The sequence below is a fragment of the Agrobacterium sp. 22-223-1 genome, from assembly GCF_053522385.1.
In genome coordinates, this window is the sequence record NZ_JBNWCN010000002.1 from 92,927 (window position 1) to 109,593 (window position 16,667).

Below are 16,667 nucleotides of genomic sequence, written 5' to 3' on the forward strand. Positions count from 1 at the left end.
ACACCACCGTGCCATGCCGGAGCCCGAAAAAGCATGATCTCGTTTATCCTGCGCCGTTTGGCGAGTGCGGTGCCGACTTTGTTTATCGTCGTCACGATTTCGTTTTTCCTGATGCGTTTCGCACCGGGTGGTCCGTTCAATCTTGAACGTCCCCTGCCGCCGCAGACGATGGAAAACCTGATGAGAACCTATCATCTGGATGAACCATTGTGGCGCCAGTATCTCATCTATCTCGGCAATGCCGTCACCGGCGATTTTGGTCCGAGCTACGTCTACAAGGACAATACCGTCGCGCAATTGATCGGCAAAGGTCTGCCTTATTCGCTGGAACTTGGCAGCTATGCTCTTTTGCTGGCGCTGGTCGGCGGCGTTCTTGCCGGGACGCTGGCTGCGCTGAGGCAGAATAGTGCCTTCGATTTCTCGATCATGTCGATTTCGACGGTTGGCGTTACCGTACCGAACTTCGTTGTCGCACCGGTTCTCACGCTTGTCTTTGCCGTCATACTCGGGCTTCTGCCCGCCGGCAGCTGGGGCGACGGATCGCTGCGATATCTCATCCTTCCGATGATCGCGCTCGCTTTACCACAGCTTGCGGTCATCGCGCGCCTGACACGCGGTGCGATGATCGAGGCTTTGCGGATGGACCACATTCGCACCGCCAAGGCTTATGGCCTTCCGGCGCGCAACGTGGTGGTATTCCACGCCATGCGTGCGGCGATGCTTCCGGTCGTTTCCTATCTGGCTCCCTGCGCCGCAGCACTGTTGACGGGTTCGGCAGTCATCGAGACGATCTTCACTATTCCGGGTGTCGGCCGCTACTTCGTTCTTGGTGCGATCAATCGTGACTATACATTGGTGATGGGAACCGTCGTTCTCGTCGCCATTTTTGTCATCCTGTTCAATCTCGTGGTCGATATTCTCTACGGCCTGCTCGATCCGAGGGTCAGACATGACTGATATCCCCGGCAATATTGCCCCTCAAACATTGGTAAAAAGCCGAAGCCTGTTCCAGCTGGCAGCCCTGCGTTTCAGACGAAACAAGGCCGCCATGGCAGGTTCCGTCATGCTGCTGCTGATCACGCTTTTCTCGTTCATCGGTCCGCATTTCCTCACACATACCTACGATCAGGTGTTTTCGTCCTATGTCTCCGTCCCGCCGAGCCTTGAGCCGCGCCCGGATGTGAACAACCTTCAGGGCGTGATGGAGGGTGTTGCCAGCCGGGCGCGCGTGGAGCTGAAGGAATTCTCCGTCGAAGGGCAGACCTTCACGGCAACCGTCACCTCCAGCAGCCCGATTGACCCGCGCACGACACGCTATTTCGACCGCGCCAACGAATTCGAAAACACAAAGGTCGTCGCCACCGAAGATGAGGGTCGAACGCTGAAGCTGGAAGGCGACGTCAACCGCGAGTACTTCTTCTTCGGCACGGATTCGAACGGTCGCGACATGCTGGCGCGCGTGATGCTGGGTGGGCAAATCTCAATCGCCGTCGGCGTTCTCGCCAGCCTCGTTTCGCTCGGAATCGGCGTGCTTTACGGCGCAACTGCGGGGTATATCGGCGGGCGTGTCGATAATGTCATGATGCGTTTCGTCGAAATCCTCTATTCGCTGCCTTTTGTCTTTCTGGTGGTCGTTCTGGTGGTCTTTTTCGGCCGCAGCTTCATCCTGATCTTTCTGGTCATCGGTGCGGTGGAATGGCTGGATATGGCGCGTATCGTCCGCGGTCAGACGCTTGCCCTGAAACGGCGGGAATTTGTGGGCGCCGCACAGGCCTTGGGTTTGAGCGACTGGCAGATCATCCGCCGTCACATCATCCCGAATACGATCGGGCCCGTCGTCGTGTTCGTCACGGTCGTCGTACCCAAAGTCATTCTTCTGGAAAGCTTCCTCTCTTTCCTCGGTCTTGGCGTGCAGGCGCCGCTTACGAGCTGGGGTGCGCTGATTTCCGAAGGCGCCAACAATATCCAATCGGCCCCGTGGCTCCTGATATTTCCGGCGATCTTCTTCGTACTGACCCTGTTTTCGCTCAATTTTGTGGGTGACGGGTTGCGTGATGCACTCGATCCCAAGGATCGTTGACATGAATACGACATCTGAAACCATCCTCACCGTCCGTAATCTCAAGGTCGATTTCACGACGCCGGACGGCACGGTGAAAGCCGTCAAGGGCATCGATCTTGACGTCAAGCAGGGCGAAACGCTTGCCGTCGTCGGAGAATCCGGTTCCGGCAAAAGCCAGACCATGATGGGAATCATGGGGTTGCTGGCATCCAACGGCGTTATTGAAGGCTCGGCAAAATATCGCGGACGAGAGCTGATCGGTCTGCCGGTCGGCGAGCTGAACAATATCCGGGGCGCGAAAATCACCATGATTTTCCAGGAGCCGATGACCTCGCTCGATCCTCTCTACAGGATCGGCGCGCAAATCGCCGAACCGATCCTTCACCACAGGGGTGGCAGCAAAAAAGAGGCGCGCGCCCGCGTTCTCGAACTGCTGAAGCTCGTGGGAATTCCCGATCCGGAGCGGCGTATAGACAGCTATCCCCACGAACTTTCCGGTGGCCAGCGCCAGCGCGTCATGATCGCCATGGCTCTCGCGAATGAACCGGATATTCTGATTGCGGATGAGCCGACCACTGCGCTGGACGTGACGATCCAGGCGCAAATCCTCGACCTTCTGAAGTCGTTGCAACAACGTTTCGGCATGGCCATCGTCCTGATCACGCATGATCTTGGCGTGGTCCGCCATTTTGCCAATCGTGTGGCTGTCATGCGCCGTGGGGAGATTGTCGAGTCCGGTAAGACGGAAGATATCTTCGATCGCCCGCAGGCGGATTACACCAGGATGCTTCTCGATGCCGAACCCAGCGGGCACAAGCCGGCCATTAGTGCAGAGGCGCCGGTCGTCCTCTCCGGCCAGGGCGTGACGATCGATTATACAATTCCTGGTGGCTTCTTGTCGAAGTCTCGCAGGTTCCGAGCCGTCGATGGCGTCAATGTCAACCTTCACCAGGGACAGACCATAGGCATCGTCGGTGAATCCGGGTCAGGCAAGTCCACGCTCGGTCGTGCGCTTCTGCGTCTAATTGTGGCAGATGGCCGTATTTTCTTCGGCGGGAGGGAAATTACCGGACTTGATCGGAAGGCAATGCGGCCATTGCGGCGGCGTCTGCAGCTCGTGTTCCAGGACCCCTATGGCTCGCTTTCGCCAAGACAGACGGTCGGAGAGATCATCACGGAAGGCCTGTTTGTGCATGAGCAACGACTGAACCGAGCGGAACGGGACAAGCGGGCAATAGAAGCACTGAAAGAAGTCGGTCTCGATCCCGCCGCTCGCAACCGTTACCCTCACGAGTTCTCGGGCGGACAACGTCAGCGTATCGCAATCGCCCGCGCGATCATCCTCAAACCGGATGTCGTCATTCTCGACGAACCGACATCCGCGCTGGACCGATCCGTTCAGGGACAAGTTATCGATCTACTGCGTGATTTGCAGAAGACGCATGGCCTTTCTTACATCTTCATCAGCCACGACCTTTCTGTCATCAAGGCGATTTCGGATTACGTCATCGTCATGAGAAACGGGAAGATTGTGGAGGAAGGGGAAACGGAAGCCATATTCAACAATCCGACGGCTGAATATACCGAAACACTCATCAAATCTGCTTTTTCAGTGGAAGCGGCACCATAGATTATAGCACGGCCGTGGCAGGCCTTCTCTGGCCCTGAACCACTTAAAAAAGAGCGGCAACGTTATGCAGCCAGGTTAGTTGCACCTATTTTCGACGGAATCCGTAACTCGCCGCTCGGGAATACTGCTCTGACTGCCTTTTTGCGAGCATGTCAGCGCTGCAGCGATGGACGCCCGCCGCATCGCCGCCTTCAGCGGCAAGCCGCAGTCCAATCCTGCGGCAAGCACGCCGACGAAACAATCGCCGGCTGCCGTTGTGTCCTGTACGTCGACGGGCATGGCTGCGATACGAACATGTTCGCCAAACGCGCAGGCTTCCGCCCCATCCCCGCCGAGTGTGCGCAGAACGCCGGTGCCAAGACGCACAGACAAGGCCTCTGCCGATGCATCGCAACCGAGCCAACCCGCCAAAGCCTCGGCTTCGTCTTCATTGACGACAATCAGATCGCATAAAGACAGAACTTCTTCCGACAAAGGAAATGCCGGTGCGAGGTTGAGGATCGAGATGGCCTTTGAGGCATGCGTGCGGCGGATGAGCTTTTCCACTTCGGCCAAATCGTTTTCCATTTGCATGAGCACGACATTGGCCCGCTGCAACAGATCCTCCTCCACGCAATTCGAAGAAACCGCGAGGTTGGCGCCAGCCGCCACCACAATCATATTTCGACCCTTGGCGTCGATATGGATCGAGGCATTGCCGGTCGGTTCGCCGAGAGAGGCGACGCGGCTGATATCCGTTGCCGTCTTCAGGTTCTGCAAGCCGATCTCGGCCAGACCATCCTGCCCGACTGCACCCACCATCACCACCTCGGCTCCGTCGCGGGCCGCTGCAAGCGCCTGATTGGCGCCTTTGCCGCCGGCTTCCGTGCGGAAACGTTTGGCAAGCAGCGTCTGGCCCGGCTGCGGCATGTCCTCGACCTCATAGACGAAGTCGACATTGATTGAGCCGAAGGTGATGATCATGACGCGGTCTCCTTAAGCGATCTGAACGAAGTGACCTTCGCCGGCTTCCTCGTAGGTCCGCTTCGGCGGCACATAATCGGCAGCGCGGAACGGGCTTTTGATCTCGTCATTGGAGATACGGCGTGTCTGTCGGCGCGAGGGATCGGCAATCGGGACCGCCGCCATCAGCCGCTTGGTATATTCATGCTGCGGGTTTTCGAAGACGGCCTGACGCGGGCCAATTTCGACGATCTCTCCGAGATACATCACGGCGACGCGGTGGCTGATGCGCTCGACAACCGCCATGTCATGGCTGATGAAGAGATAGCCGAGGCCGTATTTTTCCTGCAGGTCCAGCATCAGATTGATGACCTGCGCCTTGACCGAGACATCGAGCGCGGACACCGACTCGTCGGCAATCAGGAGCTTCGGCTCCAGCGCCAGGGCGCGGGCGATACAGACGCGTTGACGCTGGCCACCGGAAAATTCGTGCGGGAAGCGATCCGCCATCGAAGCGGAAAGGCCGACACGTTCCAGAAGGTCACCAACGCGCTGACGCGCTTGCGAAGCTGGCGCCAGACCATGGGTGATGATCGGCTCGGCGATCGCCTGGCCGACGCGGATGCGCGGATTGAGGCTTTCGAACGGGTCCTGGAAGATCATCTGCGCTTCGCGGCGGATATCGGCAAGGTCGCTCTTGCCGGCCGTGAGTACATTCTTGCCGCCAATCTGCACTTCACCGGATACCGCATCGGTAAGCCGAATGATCGAGCGGCCGGTGGTAGATTTGCCGCAACCGGATTCGCCGACCAGCGACAGGGTTTCTCCCTGACGCAATTCCAGCGATACGCCTTCGACCGCGTGGATGCAGCCGATGGTCTTGCGCAGGAAACCTTTCCTGATCGGAAAGCGCGTAATCAGGTTGTCGACCTTGAGGATCGGTGGGTGATTGCGCTTGACCGTATCCTCGGTCGGCTTGACCGGTTGGATTTCCCCGGTTGCCATGTCCACCTGCGGAAACCGCAACGGACGATCCTTGCCGGTCATCGAGCCAAGCTGCGGTACTGCCGACAACAGCGCGCGGGTATAGGGATGTTTGGCGCCGGCAAAGAGATCATGCGTCGTGCCGGTCTCAACCTGTTCGCCACGATACATCACCACCGTACGGTCGGATATTTCCGCAACAACGCCCATGTCATGGGTGATGAAGAGAACGGACATGCCTTCCTCTTCCTGCAGTGTCTTGATGAGTTCGAGGATCTGCGCCTGGATGGTCACATCGAGCGCCGTCGTCGGTTCGTCGGCGATCAGCAGCTTGGGATCACAGGCAAGCGCAATCGCGATAACGACACGCTGGCGCATGCCGCCCGAAAAATTCATCGGGTATTCGTTAAGCCGCGACTTTGCCGAAGGAATGCGGACCTTTTCCAGAAGCCGCACGGCTTCCGCCTGCGCTTCGGTTTCCGTCATGCCGCGATGCTGGCGCAGGACCTCGGTGATCTGCGCACCGATCTTCAGCACCGGATTGAGCGAGGTCATCGGCTCCTGAAAGATCATGCCAATGCGATTGCCGCGGATTTTCTGCATGTCTTCAAGCGGGATCGACAGAAGATCCTTGCCCTCGAACTCGATCTTTCCGGCCACGCGCGAATTGCCCGGCGACAGAAGCCGCATGATCGACATCGCCGTGACGCTCTTGCCCGAACCGGATTCACCGACAACGGCAACGGTTTCCTTCGGCGCGATATCGAAGCTGACATCATGCACGACATTGCGCCACTCACCACCGACGCGGAAGGCCGTGTTGAGATTGGAAATCGAAAGAATTGGATTGGTCATGATCTTAGCCCTCACGACGCGGATTGAGGATGTCGCGCAGGGAATCGCCGATCAGGTTAATCGCGACAATGAGCAACAGAAGGGCGATGCCCGGGAATAGGCTGATCCAGTAGTCACCGGAAAGCAGGTATTCGAAGCCGTTCGAGATCAGCAGACCAAGGGACGGTTCCGTCACCGGCAGGCCGATGCCGAGGAAGGAAAGCGTTGCTTCCAGCATGATGGCATAAGCGACGCGCATGGTGGCGACGACGATCAGCGGCGGCAGGCAGTTCGGCAGGATGTGCCGGAACAGGATGTTGCGGTCCGGCAGCGCCATCGAGCGGGCGGCATCGACATAGGCGCGTTTGCGCTCGACCAGCGCCGAACCGCGGATCGTGCGGGCATAATAAGCCCATTGCGTCACCACCAGCGCCAGAATAATCTTGTCGACGCCCTGGCCGAGAATGGCGAGGAAAATCAGCGCAATCAGGATCGCGGGGAAGCTGAGCTGGATATCGACGATACGCATCAGCACCGAGTCCAGCCGACCGCCGACATAGGCGCTGGTGAGGCCGATCGATGCGCCGATGACGAGCGCGATTGCCGCACTGGAGAGGCCGACGAGGATACTGGTGCGCAGGCCATAGAGAATGGCGCTGAACAGGTCGCGGCCCTGCGTGTCGGTGCCGATCAGATAGGTCATGCCCGACATGCTTTCCGAACCCGGTGGCAGGCGACCGTCGAGAATGTCGAGCTGAGCCAGATCATACGGATTTTGCGGTGCGATGACCGGTGCGAAGATGGCCGCCACGATAAAGATCGTCACCAGTATGATGCCGACGAGCGCGAGCTTGTCGTGCAGCAGCGCATGGACAACCTCCCGTGCGGGGGAACGCGAGGTGGATTTCGCGCCGCTGTTTGCGGCGGCATGAACCGAAACGGTCGAGCTGTTGTTGTCGGTCATCACGAATTCCCCTCAAGGCGAACGCGGGGGTCGACGATGGAGTACAGAATGTCGACCAGAAGATTGATGATGCTGAACATCACCACGGTGATCATCAGGTAGGCGAGGATGACGGGACGGTCGAGAACGCCGATAGCGTCGATGATCAGCTTGCCCATGCCCGGCCAGGCAAAGATCGTTTCCGTGACGACAGCGAAAGCGATCAGCGAGCCGAGTTCCAGACCGATGACGGTGATCAACGGGATCAGCGTGTTCTTCAGCACATGCACGGTGACGATACGGCGTTCCGGCAGACCCTTGGCGCGGGCGAAACGAACGAAATCGAGCTGCATGGTTTCCATCACGCCGGCGCGTGTAAGACGGATGACCAGCGAAATCTTGAACAGCGCCAGATTGAAGGCCGGCAGCAGCAGATGCGTCAAGCCATCGAACGTGAAGAGGCTGAGCGGCACGCCAAGGACGTTGACAGTCTCGCCGCGACCCGATGCGGGCAACCAGCCTAAATAGACGCTGAACAGCATGATCATGACGAGCCCGATCCAGAATGTCGGCAGACTGAAACCGAGGATGGAGAAGGTCATGATCGACTTGGAAATAAAGCCCTTCGGCTTGAGGCCGGCATAAACGCCGAGGGGAATGCCGATAACAAGCGCCATGAACAGGGCGACGAATGCAAGTTCCAGCGTTGCCGGCATGCGGTTCAAAATCAGGGTCAGCGCCGGCTGGTTGAACACAAAGGAATTGCCGAGATCGCCGGAAAGCGCTCGCGTGAGGAACAGCCAGTATTGTTCCCAAACCGACTTGTCGAGGCCGAAGGACTGGATGACCTGCAGGCGTTCCGCCGGTGTCGCAGTCGGGCTCAGCAGAACGTCAACCGGATTGCCGACGAGATAGAGGCCGACAAAGACCAGAACCGACATGACAAAAAGCGTGAGCACGGTTTGTAGCGACCGGCTTAGAAGATATCCGCTCATGAGCTTGAGCCTCCCAGGGTTTTTCTGCCGAGCGCTGCACCGCCATGGCGGGCGATGCGCTCGATCAGCAATTCGATGAAACCGGCCTCGTCGACATCGGTGACGACGGTGGTGTTCGCCGCCCGGTCCATCTTCTTGTAGAAATCGGCATAGGTGTAACCCATCGTGAGGCCGGTGACCTCAACGCCGACAAAAGCCTCGCGGCTGGTGAACAATTCGGGTCGGATCAGCCACGCTATCGTCGTCGCATCGTGGATCGGTCCGCCCGGTCGACCGAAGCGTTTGACATCGCTGCGGTCGAAGGTCGAGAAAAGATTGAAAAGGGCATCGCCCGCTTCGCCGCCGGCACGGAACCGTTCAAAATGTTTGGCCGTAAACAGCGCCTGGAAGGTCATGTCGAGCGGCATCAGCACAATCGGAACGCCGGACTGGAAGACGATTTCGGCGGCATGCGGATCGGCATAGACGTTGAATTCGGCCCATGGCGTGCGATGGCCAAGTGCGGTGAAAGCGCCCCCCATCGAAACGATCCGGCGGATGCCGCGGGCAACGTCCGGATGCTGGATCAACGCCAGCGCCACATTCGTCATCGGCCCGATAGCGCAGATGGTGACCGGCTCGCCTGCCGCTGCCGCCGCCCGCGCCGTGCGGACGATGAACCGCACCGCGTTTTCTTCCGCCGCAACGATATCGCCGGCCTTGACCAGCGTATCGTCGAAAGCGCCGATGCGGGCATATTTCCCATAGACCTGTTCGCGCACCAGCGGACCGCTGGCACCGGCATAAACCGGCACATCACGCCGTCCGCTCAGGCCGACAAGTTTGCAGGCATTGGTGACCGTATCGCGAAGCGGCACATTGCCGGCGACAATGGACAGTCCCAGAACCTCGATTTCCGGCGAGGCAAGCGCCATCAGAATGGCGGCGGCATCGTCCACGCCCGGATCCGCATCGATGATGACCTTGTGGGGTTTCATGCGACGACCTTTTCGGCATAACACGACAGGCGCTCTAGGAAGAAAGCGATCACGCCTTCCGCATCGACCTTGGTGACGATGTCGGCATTTGGCTCCAAGCCGCTCTTGCCGTACCAGTCGGCAATCGTCTGGCCCATGCAAAGCTCGCTTTCATACTCGACGAAAACACGTGCCCTCTGGGTTTCGAACAGATGTGGCGCAAGAATATAGGCCATGACCAGGGGATCGTGCAGCGGGCCGCCTCGCGAACCATAACGGCGCACATCGTTGCGATCCCAAAACGCCATCAACTCGGCCAATGTTTCGGAAATACGGCCGCTGACACGCGAAAACTCGGCGACATGCTCCGGCTTCAACATGACCTGATGCGTGGCATCCAGCGACAGGGCAACAAGCGGAATGCCGCTCGAAAACACCACATGTGCGGCATGCGGGTCAGCCAGAACGTTGAATTCCGAGGTCATGGTACGGTTGCCCGGTTCGCGATAAGCGCCGCCCATCATGACGATACGTTCGATGCCTTCGGCAATCTGTGGCTTCATGCGCAAGGCAACCGCGACATTGGTCAGCGGTCCCAGGCAGCAGAGCGTGATACGCTCGCCCTGTTCGGCGGCCTTGCCCAGCGCGTCGATCAGGAAATCGACGGCGGACGTCTCTTCCGCCTTCTTCACCGGTTCCGGCAATACGGTGTTGCCGAGACCGGTCTTGCCATGAAACTGGCCATGGATCGGCTCACGCAGCATCGGTCGGAAGCAGCCGGCATAGACCGGGATGTCGGCACGATTGCCGAGTTCGCAGACCTGCAGCGCATTGCGCACCGTGCGCTCCAGCGGCTGGTTGCCACAGACGGGTGTAATGCCCAGAATCTTAAGTTCCGGCGACACGAATGCGGTCAGCAGGGCAATCGTGTCATCGATACCGGGATCACAATCGACGATGATCGAAATCGGCTTCATTCTCAATGCCTTCAATGTGTGGGATCAGAAAACTCAGAGCGCGCCGACATCGCGCAGCACACTGGCGATTTCCGCTCGCGCGGCCTCGCCGAGCGGCATTTGCGGATGCATCGGCGCACCGACGGCAAAACCCTGCAGATCGAGCGCCGTCTTGATGCAGGCGGCGATCGAATATTTCGCGAAAATCTCGTTGACCTTCCACATCGGCCGCTGAAGGTCCATTGCACGCGTCCAGTCACCGGCCTTGGCCGCCTCATAGAGCGCAATGCTCTGCTTGGGCACGATGCAGGCCGGACCGGCCATCCAGCCCACGCCGCCAATCATCATCACGCAGACAGGGATGTGCGCGGAGGCTGCAAATACCTCCATCCGGCCGCGGGTCCGCTCAATGATGGAAAGCAGGCGCCCCGTATTGGTCGACGCGTCCTTGATGTAGCGGATATTATCGATCCGGCTCAGTCGCTCGATAATCGGCAACGAAAGATCGGAACGCTGGAATTGCGGATTGATATAGAGCACCACCGGACGACCTTTGGCCGCCCTGGCGATCGCAGTGAAATAGGCTTCCACACCCTCGTCGCTGACCGGGAAGTAAGCTTCGAGGATCGCCAGAATGCCATCCGCACCGGCCGCGACCATATATTCCGTCTGGGCAACGGCGTCGGCAGTGGAAGTCGACGCCACGCCGGCGACAACGGGAACCCGACCGCGATTGGCCGAGATCACGGTATCGACGACGCGGCGTCTTTGCTCCTGGGAGAGATAGGCAAATTCACCCGTGCTGCCGAGCGGCGTCAGACCATGCACGCCCGCGTCGATCAGGTGGTCCACCAGATCCGTCAGCACACCTGGCATCACCTCGCCGGCGCTATCGACCGGGGAAACGAGATAGGGAAATACACCGCTGAAAGACATGGTGGACCGCTCCTTTTCTTCGATCAGTTCGGCTTCACGTAATAGGGAAGCGTGTAACCGTCGGAACGACCCGCATAGTTGATATCGCTCTTCACCGCCCAGGTGTTGGCGAGATAGAAAACCGGAATGACACCGAGATCCGTCATCGCGATTTCCGTGGCCTTCTTCAGAAGTTCCTCACGCTTGGCGTCGTCGAGCGTCGAGCGGGCTTCGTTCAGGGCCTTGTCGAATTCCGGGTTGGAATAACGACCGCGATTGCCCTGACCCGCCTTTTCGCCGTAGGTCTCGAGGATCGGCCCAAGAACGCCCGAAGCCTCACCGGTTTCGACGGCGGCGCCGCCCATGATGAACGAAAACTCGAGGTTCGAGGCACGGGTGAAATAGACGCTGCCCGGCAGGGTGGCGACTTCGGTCTTCACGCCGACGCGGCTGAAGAACTGGCCGATGGCCTGCGCAACCTTGCTATCGTTCGGATAGCGGTCATTCGATGCATGGAAGGTCAGCTGGAAACCGTCGGGATAACCGGCCTTCGCCAACAGTTCCTTGGCCTTTGTCGGGTCATAGGCGTCGACCTTGATGGCGGGATCATAACCGAAATAACCTTCCGGCACGACCTGGCCGGCCGGCACGCCCTGCCCGTCCATGATGCGGTCGACCAGCGCTTCGCGGTTGATCGACAGGGACAGCGCGCGGCGCACTTCCGGTTTCAGGAGCGGGTTCTTGCCATCCGGACCCTTGGCGAAAGGCGATTCTTCGCGGGCTTGGTCCATGTGCAGATACATGATGCGGTTGCCGGCAATGTTGACGACCTTCAGCTTGTCGGATGCCTCAAGCCGTCGGGTATCGGCCGTCGGGATGCTTTCGATCATGTCGACATCGCCCGAAAGCATGGCGGCAACGCGCGCGCTCGGGTTCTTGAAGACCCGGAAGGTCACCTTGTCCCAGGCAGCTTTTTCGCCCCAATAGGCATCATTGCGCGCAACAACGACATTGTCGTCCGGCGACCAGGAAACGAACTTGAACGGGCCGGTGCCGATAACGCCCTTGCCGGTGTTCATTTCGCCCGTCGTAACCTTTTCCATTTCGGCCGGAAGCATCGCGATACGACTGAGATTGTTGAGCAGAAGCGGCGTTGGGCCGGCAGTCCTGATACGGACCGTCAGCGGATCGACGGCTTCGACCTCGGTTATAGCCTTCACGTAAGCGGCAAAAGAGCTTGGGCTGTTGGTCGAGGCAAGTGGAATGCGCTTGATGCTGGCGACCACGTCTTCAGCGGTGAAATCGCTGCCGTCGTGGAATTTCACGCCTTCGCGCAGCTTGAATTCCCAGGTCTTGTCATCGACGATTTTCCAGGAAACAGCGAGCGCCGGCTGTATCTGCTGCTTGTCGTCCTGATTGACGAGGCCATCGAAAATGTTGCGCGCCATCGCACTGTTCGGGCCGACGACATAAAATTGCGGGTCCATGGACGTCGTGGAGGCGGAAAGACCAACGGTCAGATCCCGGGCCTCGCTCGCGAACGGCATGGCGAAAACAGACGCTGCCAATGCGGCTGCGAAAACAGAAAACTTCATAACGGGGACTCCTCCAGGTTGTCCGGCCCGCGCTCCCTGCGGGTAAAAGACGAATTAACGTTTTACCTGGCAAAAGAAAAATTGCATTTTGTACTTAAGCCATGCCGCAATGTTATGGAAGGAAACCAGGTGAGACTGAAACCAAGGCAGGTCGAAGCGTTTCGAGCCGTGATGATGACCGGTGGCATTACCGCCGCGGCCGAAGCCATGAACGTCACCCAGCCGGCCGTCAGTCGCCTTATCCGCGATCTCGAAGAGATCGTTCAAATGCGGCTGTTTGAACGCGTGGGCGCCAGATTGGTGCCAACCGCCGAAGCCACACAGTTTTATCGGGAGGTCGAGCGGCTTTATCTCGGCCTCGACCAGATTGCCCAGGCCGCCGACGACATACGCGCGCACAAGAACACCGTTCTGCGCATTGGCAGCGTAACATCGCTGGTTCGCCCCTACCTGCATCGGGCGATTGTTGAAACCATTGGCGACCGGCTGGATATTCCGCTGGTGATCGACGTCGAAAACAGCCGGCATATATGGGATATGGTCGACCAGAACCGCTACGATCTCGGGCTGGTGTTCGGCTCTCCCAGAATGGCGGACAAGAACGCCACGCCTCTGCACAGTTCCTATGCCGTTGCCGCAATGACGGCAGATCATCGACTGGCATCCCGCCGGGTCGTCACGCCAAATGACCTTCTCGATGAACGAGTGCTCATTCCCGGCCGCAATTCTCCGCTCAGGCTGGCACTCGACCGCGCCTTCTCAATCGAAGATCACCAACCGATAAGCACGATGGAAACGTCAATGCTGAACTGCTGCCACTTTGCATCGGCGGGCATGGGCGTTGGCATCGTGGATCATACCAGCCTGCGCTCTGCCGGTGCCGAAGTGGTGGCGATACCATTCGAACCGAAGATCGAAGTGTCCTACTACGCGATACGGCCAATCGGTGCGCAGAGAATTGCCGTTCTTGATGAGTTGATTGAGCGCATCCGCCAAATGATGAGCGCCGCAGGAGACCTCGGTTCGTATCTAACATTACGAGAGTCTTGAGGAGATACGGATCGTTCCCGGTTATTGTCTTGCTCGCGTCCTTTGGCGACCAGCAGCGATCGCCATTTCCCTTTTGCAGGATTATGGCACCAACCGCACAATGATCGTGGCCTCCGAAGACGACAATTTCCGTTCGACGGCCAGAGCTTGCGCTGAATCAAGGCCACTGATGGTGACGTTGCCGCCCATAATCGGCTCTCTCACGACCGGTTCGAAGATGACGTCTCCATCAACCAGCAACTGGGTCTTCTGCCCGAGAGCCGCGCGTGTGAAATCCTCGAAGGCCTTGGCGCTTTCCGGTGTCAAGGTAATTTCCACCGCAGGTCCGGCAGCGGGATTGATCGAGGTTTTCACCTTTGCGACCTTGAGCGAAATCGGTGCAATGTCCCCGCCGCTGTCGGCAGAGGTTTTGCCACCCTCATTCTGGTTGGGAGAGGAAGCGGTATCGGCGTCGGCCTTCGGGCGGTACTGGTCCAGATCGATCGAAGCCTGCGTATTGTTTTTGGGTAGCGGCTCAACGCGTTGGCCAGACAGGGTCTCGGCGGTCCAGGCATGCGGCGCGGGCAGGACCGGTGGCTGATCCTCTCGCCAGATATGCACACTCACGGTGACCTTCATGCCGCCAACACTTGCGACCGTGTTTTCCAGCACTTCGATTGTCGAGCCGTCGCGTGTTGAATTCACATAGGTCACAGTCCGCGACTTGCCGGCGCTTCTGGCCTGCGCCAGTTGCGCATCGGTCAGTTGTTTCGCCCGGTCTGCGAAGCTTGCGATCATGCCATCGATCGAAGATTGCTGGGATTGCAGCAGGGCAGCCGGATCGTAGGTGACCGTCGCGCTGAATGTGGCTGTTTGCCGGGCCTTGTCGGCGGCTTCGAGTTTCCAGACGGTGCTTGTCGGAACGAGCACCCCCTTCAGTTCTTCGCTTCCCGCAACCGTCCATTCCTGCCCGATATCTGTCGTGAAAGCTTCGGAGGACTGCCCGAGCGCAAGGATCATGCTTTCCGGCGCAAGCACGTTGATAACGACAAGAGGATTACCTTTAACGGTCTGGAGCATGCGGGAGGCCGTGTTATCCGACGAGGATGTGGACAGGAGCATTTCCATATTGGCAATGATCTGATCGGCGCCGACAAGCGCCGTCGGAGCACCGCTCGGATCCGCGTCGAATTCCAGCTCCTCGACACCATAAGCGGCGAGCGAATTGCGGAACATGGCGTTCATCGCATAGGAATCCGCAGCACCCGTCGCATCCGGGGGAATGTCTGCGGAAAGTCTCCATTTCATCCGCATCCCCTCATCGTTCCGCGACAGGACCGTTGCCGATTGACGGAAATCACCCCGCATGACAACGGATGATGCTTCCGGCCTGTCGAACCAAAGCGACATATCGGTCTCGGTCGTCTTTTGAACCCGATAATGAAGCTCAGTCCCGACGGCAGGCTCGTAAGGTGGAACGGTCACGCTCTCCACCGCCTGCGCCGGGCTGGCTGCCATCGTTGCCTGGAATATCAGCCCGGCGGCGAGAAAGAGGGAAGGGACCAGACCGATATTACGGCGCGTTGCGTTCGTGCGAATTTGCGTCTCCCTCCGATTACGGCTTTCCAACACCTGACACGTCGATTTCATACTGTCTATCCCAGGTTCAACGCCAAACGCCTCCCGCAAGCAGTGATTTTTAATCATTGAATCCCGTCTTGCGCTGCGATTCCGCGATCATTGCATTCAGGCGATGTCATGGCGCGCGGTCCGCTAATTGAGCCGTTGACTGGTTCTGGCATCGAACAGGTGGATCGATGCCAGATCCGGCTGAACCTGGATGGTTGCGCCCGGCTGCGCTTGGACGCGCTTGCGGAAGACACCGATGACCTGGTGATCGCCGATCATCATCGTGACCTGCGTTTCCGACCCCATCGGCTCCACCAATAAAACGGTTGCTGTGAGGCCATGGTTGACCAGTTCGAAATGTTCCGGGCGGATGCCGTAGATCGCTTCGCCTGTGGCAGGGCCGGGCGGGAGGGGCAGGACGACGCCGTCAGCCTCGAAGCCAGCGGCGGTAAGCCGTCCCTTGATGAAATTCATCGCCGGCGAACCGATGAAGCCGGCGACGAAGGGATTGGCGGGTCGGTCATAAAGCTCGAGCGGCGCTCCGCATTGCTCGACCCGTCCGGCATTCATCACCACGATCTTGTCAGCCATGGTCATGGCCTCCACCTGGTCATGCGTGACATAAACGGTCGTGACCCCCAGACGCTGGTGCAACGCCTTGATTTCACCGCGCATCACCACACGCAGCTTGGCATCGAGATTGCTGAGCGGTTCGTCGAACAGAAAAACCTGAGGATTGCGGACGATTGCGCGGCCCATGGCGACACGCTGCCGTTGCCCGCCGGAAAGCTGGCGGGGGAACCGCTCGAGCAATGGCGTCAGCCCCAATATATCCGCTGCCCAGTTCACCCGCTCAGCGATCTCGGCCTTGCTGCCGCCGCGATGCTCGAGCGAAAATGCCATATTCCTGGCCACGCTCATATGCGGATAAAGCGCGTAGTTCTGGAAGACCATGGCGATGTCACGGTCTTTCGGTTCGATCTCGTTGACGACACGGCTGCTGATCGAGATATCGCCGCTGGTAACGGTTTCAAGGCCCGCGATCATCCGCAGCAGGGTGGATTTGCCGCAGCCCGAAGGGCCGACGAGGACAACGAATTCGCCATCGGCAATATCGATATCGACACCATGGATGGTGGCGAGTGCGCCATAGCTTTTCTTGACGGATCTAAGGGTAACGGGTGCCATGGGTCAGCC

General features: G+C 58.9%; 14 protein-coding genes. 4 read left to right on the forward strand and 10 right to left on the reverse strand.

The features are described from left to right. Positions 1–33: 33 nt before the first annotated feature. Genes oppB through ACQZ60_RS12590 form a run of 3 tightly spaced genes read left to right on the forward strand, consistent with a single transcriptional unit; the run spans position 34 to position 3,692 of the window. Positions 34–957 carry an oligopeptide ABC transporter permease OppB gene (gene oppB, locus ACQZ60_RS12580; protein ID WP_035265000.1) on the forward strand — a complete coding sequence of 308 codons (924 nt, stop codon included), beginning with the start codon at positions 34–36 and terminating at the stop codon, positions 955–957. Further along, entirely contained in the window at positions 950–2,080 is a 1,131-nt protein-coding gene (locus tag ACQZ60_RS12585) for an ABC transporter permease (protein WP_035264997.1), read from the forward strand. The genes oppB and ACQZ60_RS12585 overlap by 8 nt, the downstream gene beginning before the upstream one ends. Before the next feature lies 1 nt (position 2,081). Next, positions 2,082–3,692, forward strand: coding sequence for an ABC transporter ATP-binding protein (locus ACQZ60_RS12590; protein WP_035264994.1), 1,611 nt, complete (start codon positions 2,082–2,084; stop codon positions 3,690–3,692). A gap of 75 nt (positions 3,693–3,767) precedes the next feature. Here ACQZ60_RS12590 and ACQZ60_RS12595 read toward each other — a convergent pair whose 3' ends face one another. The 8 genes from ACQZ60_RS12595 to ACQZ60_RS12630 are packed head-to-tail and all read right to left on the reverse strand — an operon-like array spanning position 3,768 to position 12,812. Continuing rightward, positions 3,768–4,655 carry a ribokinase gene (locus ACQZ60_RS12595; RefSeq protein ID WP_035264992.1) on the reverse strand — a complete coding sequence of 296 codons (888 nt, stop codon included), beginning with the start codon at positions 4,653–4,655 and terminating at the stop codon, positions 3,768–3,770. A gap of 12 nt (positions 4,656–4,667) precedes the next feature. Beyond that, a complete protein-coding gene (locus ACQZ60_RS12600) occupies positions 4,668–6,473 on the reverse strand; it encodes an ABC transporter ATP-binding protein (protein ID WP_196378601.1) in 1,806 nt (601 codons plus the stop codon). A gap of 4 nt (positions 6,474–6,477) precedes the next feature. Further along, positions 6,478–7,416, reverse strand: a complete 939-nt coding sequence (locus tag ACQZ60_RS12605) for an ABC transporter permease (RefSeq protein WP_035264986.1) — start codon at positions 7,414–7,416, stop codon at positions 6,478–6,480. Continuing rightward, positions 7,416–8,390 carry an ABC transporter permease gene (locus ACQZ60_RS12610; protein WP_003519720.1) on the reverse strand — a complete coding sequence of 325 codons (975 nt, stop codon included), beginning with the start codon at positions 8,388–8,390 and terminating at the stop codon, positions 7,416–7,418. Before ACQZ60_RS12610 ends, ACQZ60_RS12605 begins: the two co-directional genes overlap by 1 nt. After that, positions 8,387–9,367 (reverse strand): nucleoside hydrolase, encoded by a 981-nt coding sequence (locus tag ACQZ60_RS12615; protein ID WP_035264982.1) that lies wholly within the window; start codon positions 9,365–9,367, stop codon positions 8,387–8,389. The genes ACQZ60_RS12610 and ACQZ60_RS12615 overlap by 4 nt, the downstream gene beginning before the upstream one ends. After that, the gene (locus ACQZ60_RS12620) at positions 9,364–10,323 is read right to left on the reverse strand and encodes a nucleoside hydrolase (RefSeq protein WP_035264980.1); all 960 of its coding nucleotides are present in this window, start codon (positions 10,321–10,323) and stop codon (positions 9,364–9,366) included. Before ACQZ60_RS12620 ends, ACQZ60_RS12615 begins: the two co-directional genes overlap by 4 nt. Before the next feature lie 33 nt (positions 10,324–10,356). Then, on the reverse strand, positions 10,357–11,238 hold the full coding sequence (locus tag ACQZ60_RS12625; protein WP_035264977.1) for a dihydrodipicolinate synthase family protein: 882 nt from the start codon (positions 11,236–11,238) through the stop codon (positions 10,357–10,359). A gap of 23 nt (positions 11,239–11,261) precedes the next feature. Beyond that, positions 11,262–12,812 carry an ABC transporter substrate-binding protein gene (locus tag ACQZ60_RS12630; RefSeq protein WP_035264974.1) on the reverse strand — a complete coding sequence of 517 codons (1,551 nt, stop codon included), beginning with the start codon at positions 12,810–12,812 and terminating at the stop codon, positions 11,262–11,264. A 129-nt stretch (positions 12,813–12,941) separates the two neighbouring features. On the opposite strand from ACQZ60_RS12630, the gene ACQZ60_RS12635 reads away from it, so the two are divergent. Beyond that, positions 12,942–13,862: a LysR family transcriptional regulator gene (locus tag ACQZ60_RS12635; protein ID WP_035265027.1), complete on the forward strand. Its 921-nt coding sequence runs from the start codon at positions 12,942–12,944 to the stop codon at positions 13,860–13,862. An 81-nt stretch (positions 13,863–13,943) separates the two neighbouring features. Here the strand turns inward: ACQZ60_RS12635 and ACQZ60_RS12640 are convergent, their stop codons facing one another. Continuing rightward, on the reverse strand, positions 13,944–15,548 hold the full coding sequence (locus tag ACQZ60_RS12640; protein ID WP_448735363.1) for a SecDF P1 head subdomain-containing protein: 1,605 nt from the start codon (positions 15,546–15,548) through the stop codon (positions 13,944–13,946). Between the two features lie 66 nt (positions 15,549–15,614). After that, the gene (locus ACQZ60_RS12645; RefSeq protein ID WP_448735364.1) at positions 15,615–16,658 is read right to left on the reverse strand and encodes an ABC transporter ATP-binding protein; all 1,044 of its coding nucleotides are present in this window, start codon (positions 16,656–16,658) and stop codon (positions 15,615–15,617) included. Positions 16,659–16,667 lie beyond the last annotated feature (9 nt).

Coding starts and splice junctions, on each gene's coding strand:
- oppB (WP_035265000.1), top strand. CDS start 34: ATGATCTCGTTTATCCTGCGCCGTTTGGCGAGTGCGGTGCCGACTTTG.
- ACQZ60_RS12585 (WP_035264997.1), top strand. CDS start 950: ATGACTGATATCCCCGGCAATATTGCCCCTCAAACATTGGTAAAAAGC.
- ACQZ60_RS12590 (WP_035264994.1), top strand. CDS start 2,082: ATGAATACGACATCTGAAACCATCCTCACCGTCCGTAATCTCAAGGTC.
- ACQZ60_RS12595 (WP_035264992.1), bottom strand. CDS start 4,655: ATGATCATCACCTTCGGCTCAATCAATGTCGACTTCGTCTATGAGGTC.
- ACQZ60_RS12600 (WP_196378601.1), bottom strand. CDS start 6,473: ATGACCAATCCAATTCTTTCGATTTCCAATCTCAACACGGCCTTCCGC.
- ACQZ60_RS12605 (WP_035264986.1), bottom strand. CDS start 7,416: ATGACCGACAACAACAGCTCGACCGTTTCGGTTCATGCCGCCGCAAAC.
- ACQZ60_RS12610 (WP_003519720.1), bottom strand. CDS start 8,390: ATGAGCGGATATCTTCTAAGCCGGTCGCTACAAACCGTGCTCACGCTT.
- ACQZ60_RS12615 (WP_035264982.1), bottom strand. CDS start 9,367: ATGAAACCCCACAAGGTCATCATCGATGCGGATCCGGGCGTGGACGAT.
- ACQZ60_RS12620 (WP_035264980.1), bottom strand. CDS start 10,323: ATGAAGCCGATTTCGATCATCGTCGATTGTGATCCCGGTATCGATGAC.
- ACQZ60_RS12625 (WP_035264977.1), bottom strand. CDS start 11,238: ATGTCTTTCAGCGGTGTATTTCCCTATCTCGTTTCCCCGGTCGATAGC.
- ACQZ60_RS12630 (WP_035264974.1), bottom strand. CDS start 12,812: ATGAAGTTTTCTGTTTTCGCAGCCGCATTGGCAGCGTCTGTTTTCGCC.
- ACQZ60_RS12640 (WP_448735363.1), bottom strand. CDS start 15,548: ATGATTAAAAATCACTGCTTGCGGGAGGCGTTTGGCGTTGAACCTGGG.
- ACQZ60_RS12645 (WP_448735364.1), bottom strand. CDS start 16,658: ATGGCACCCGTTACCCTTAGATCCGTCAAGAAAAGCTATGGCGCACTC.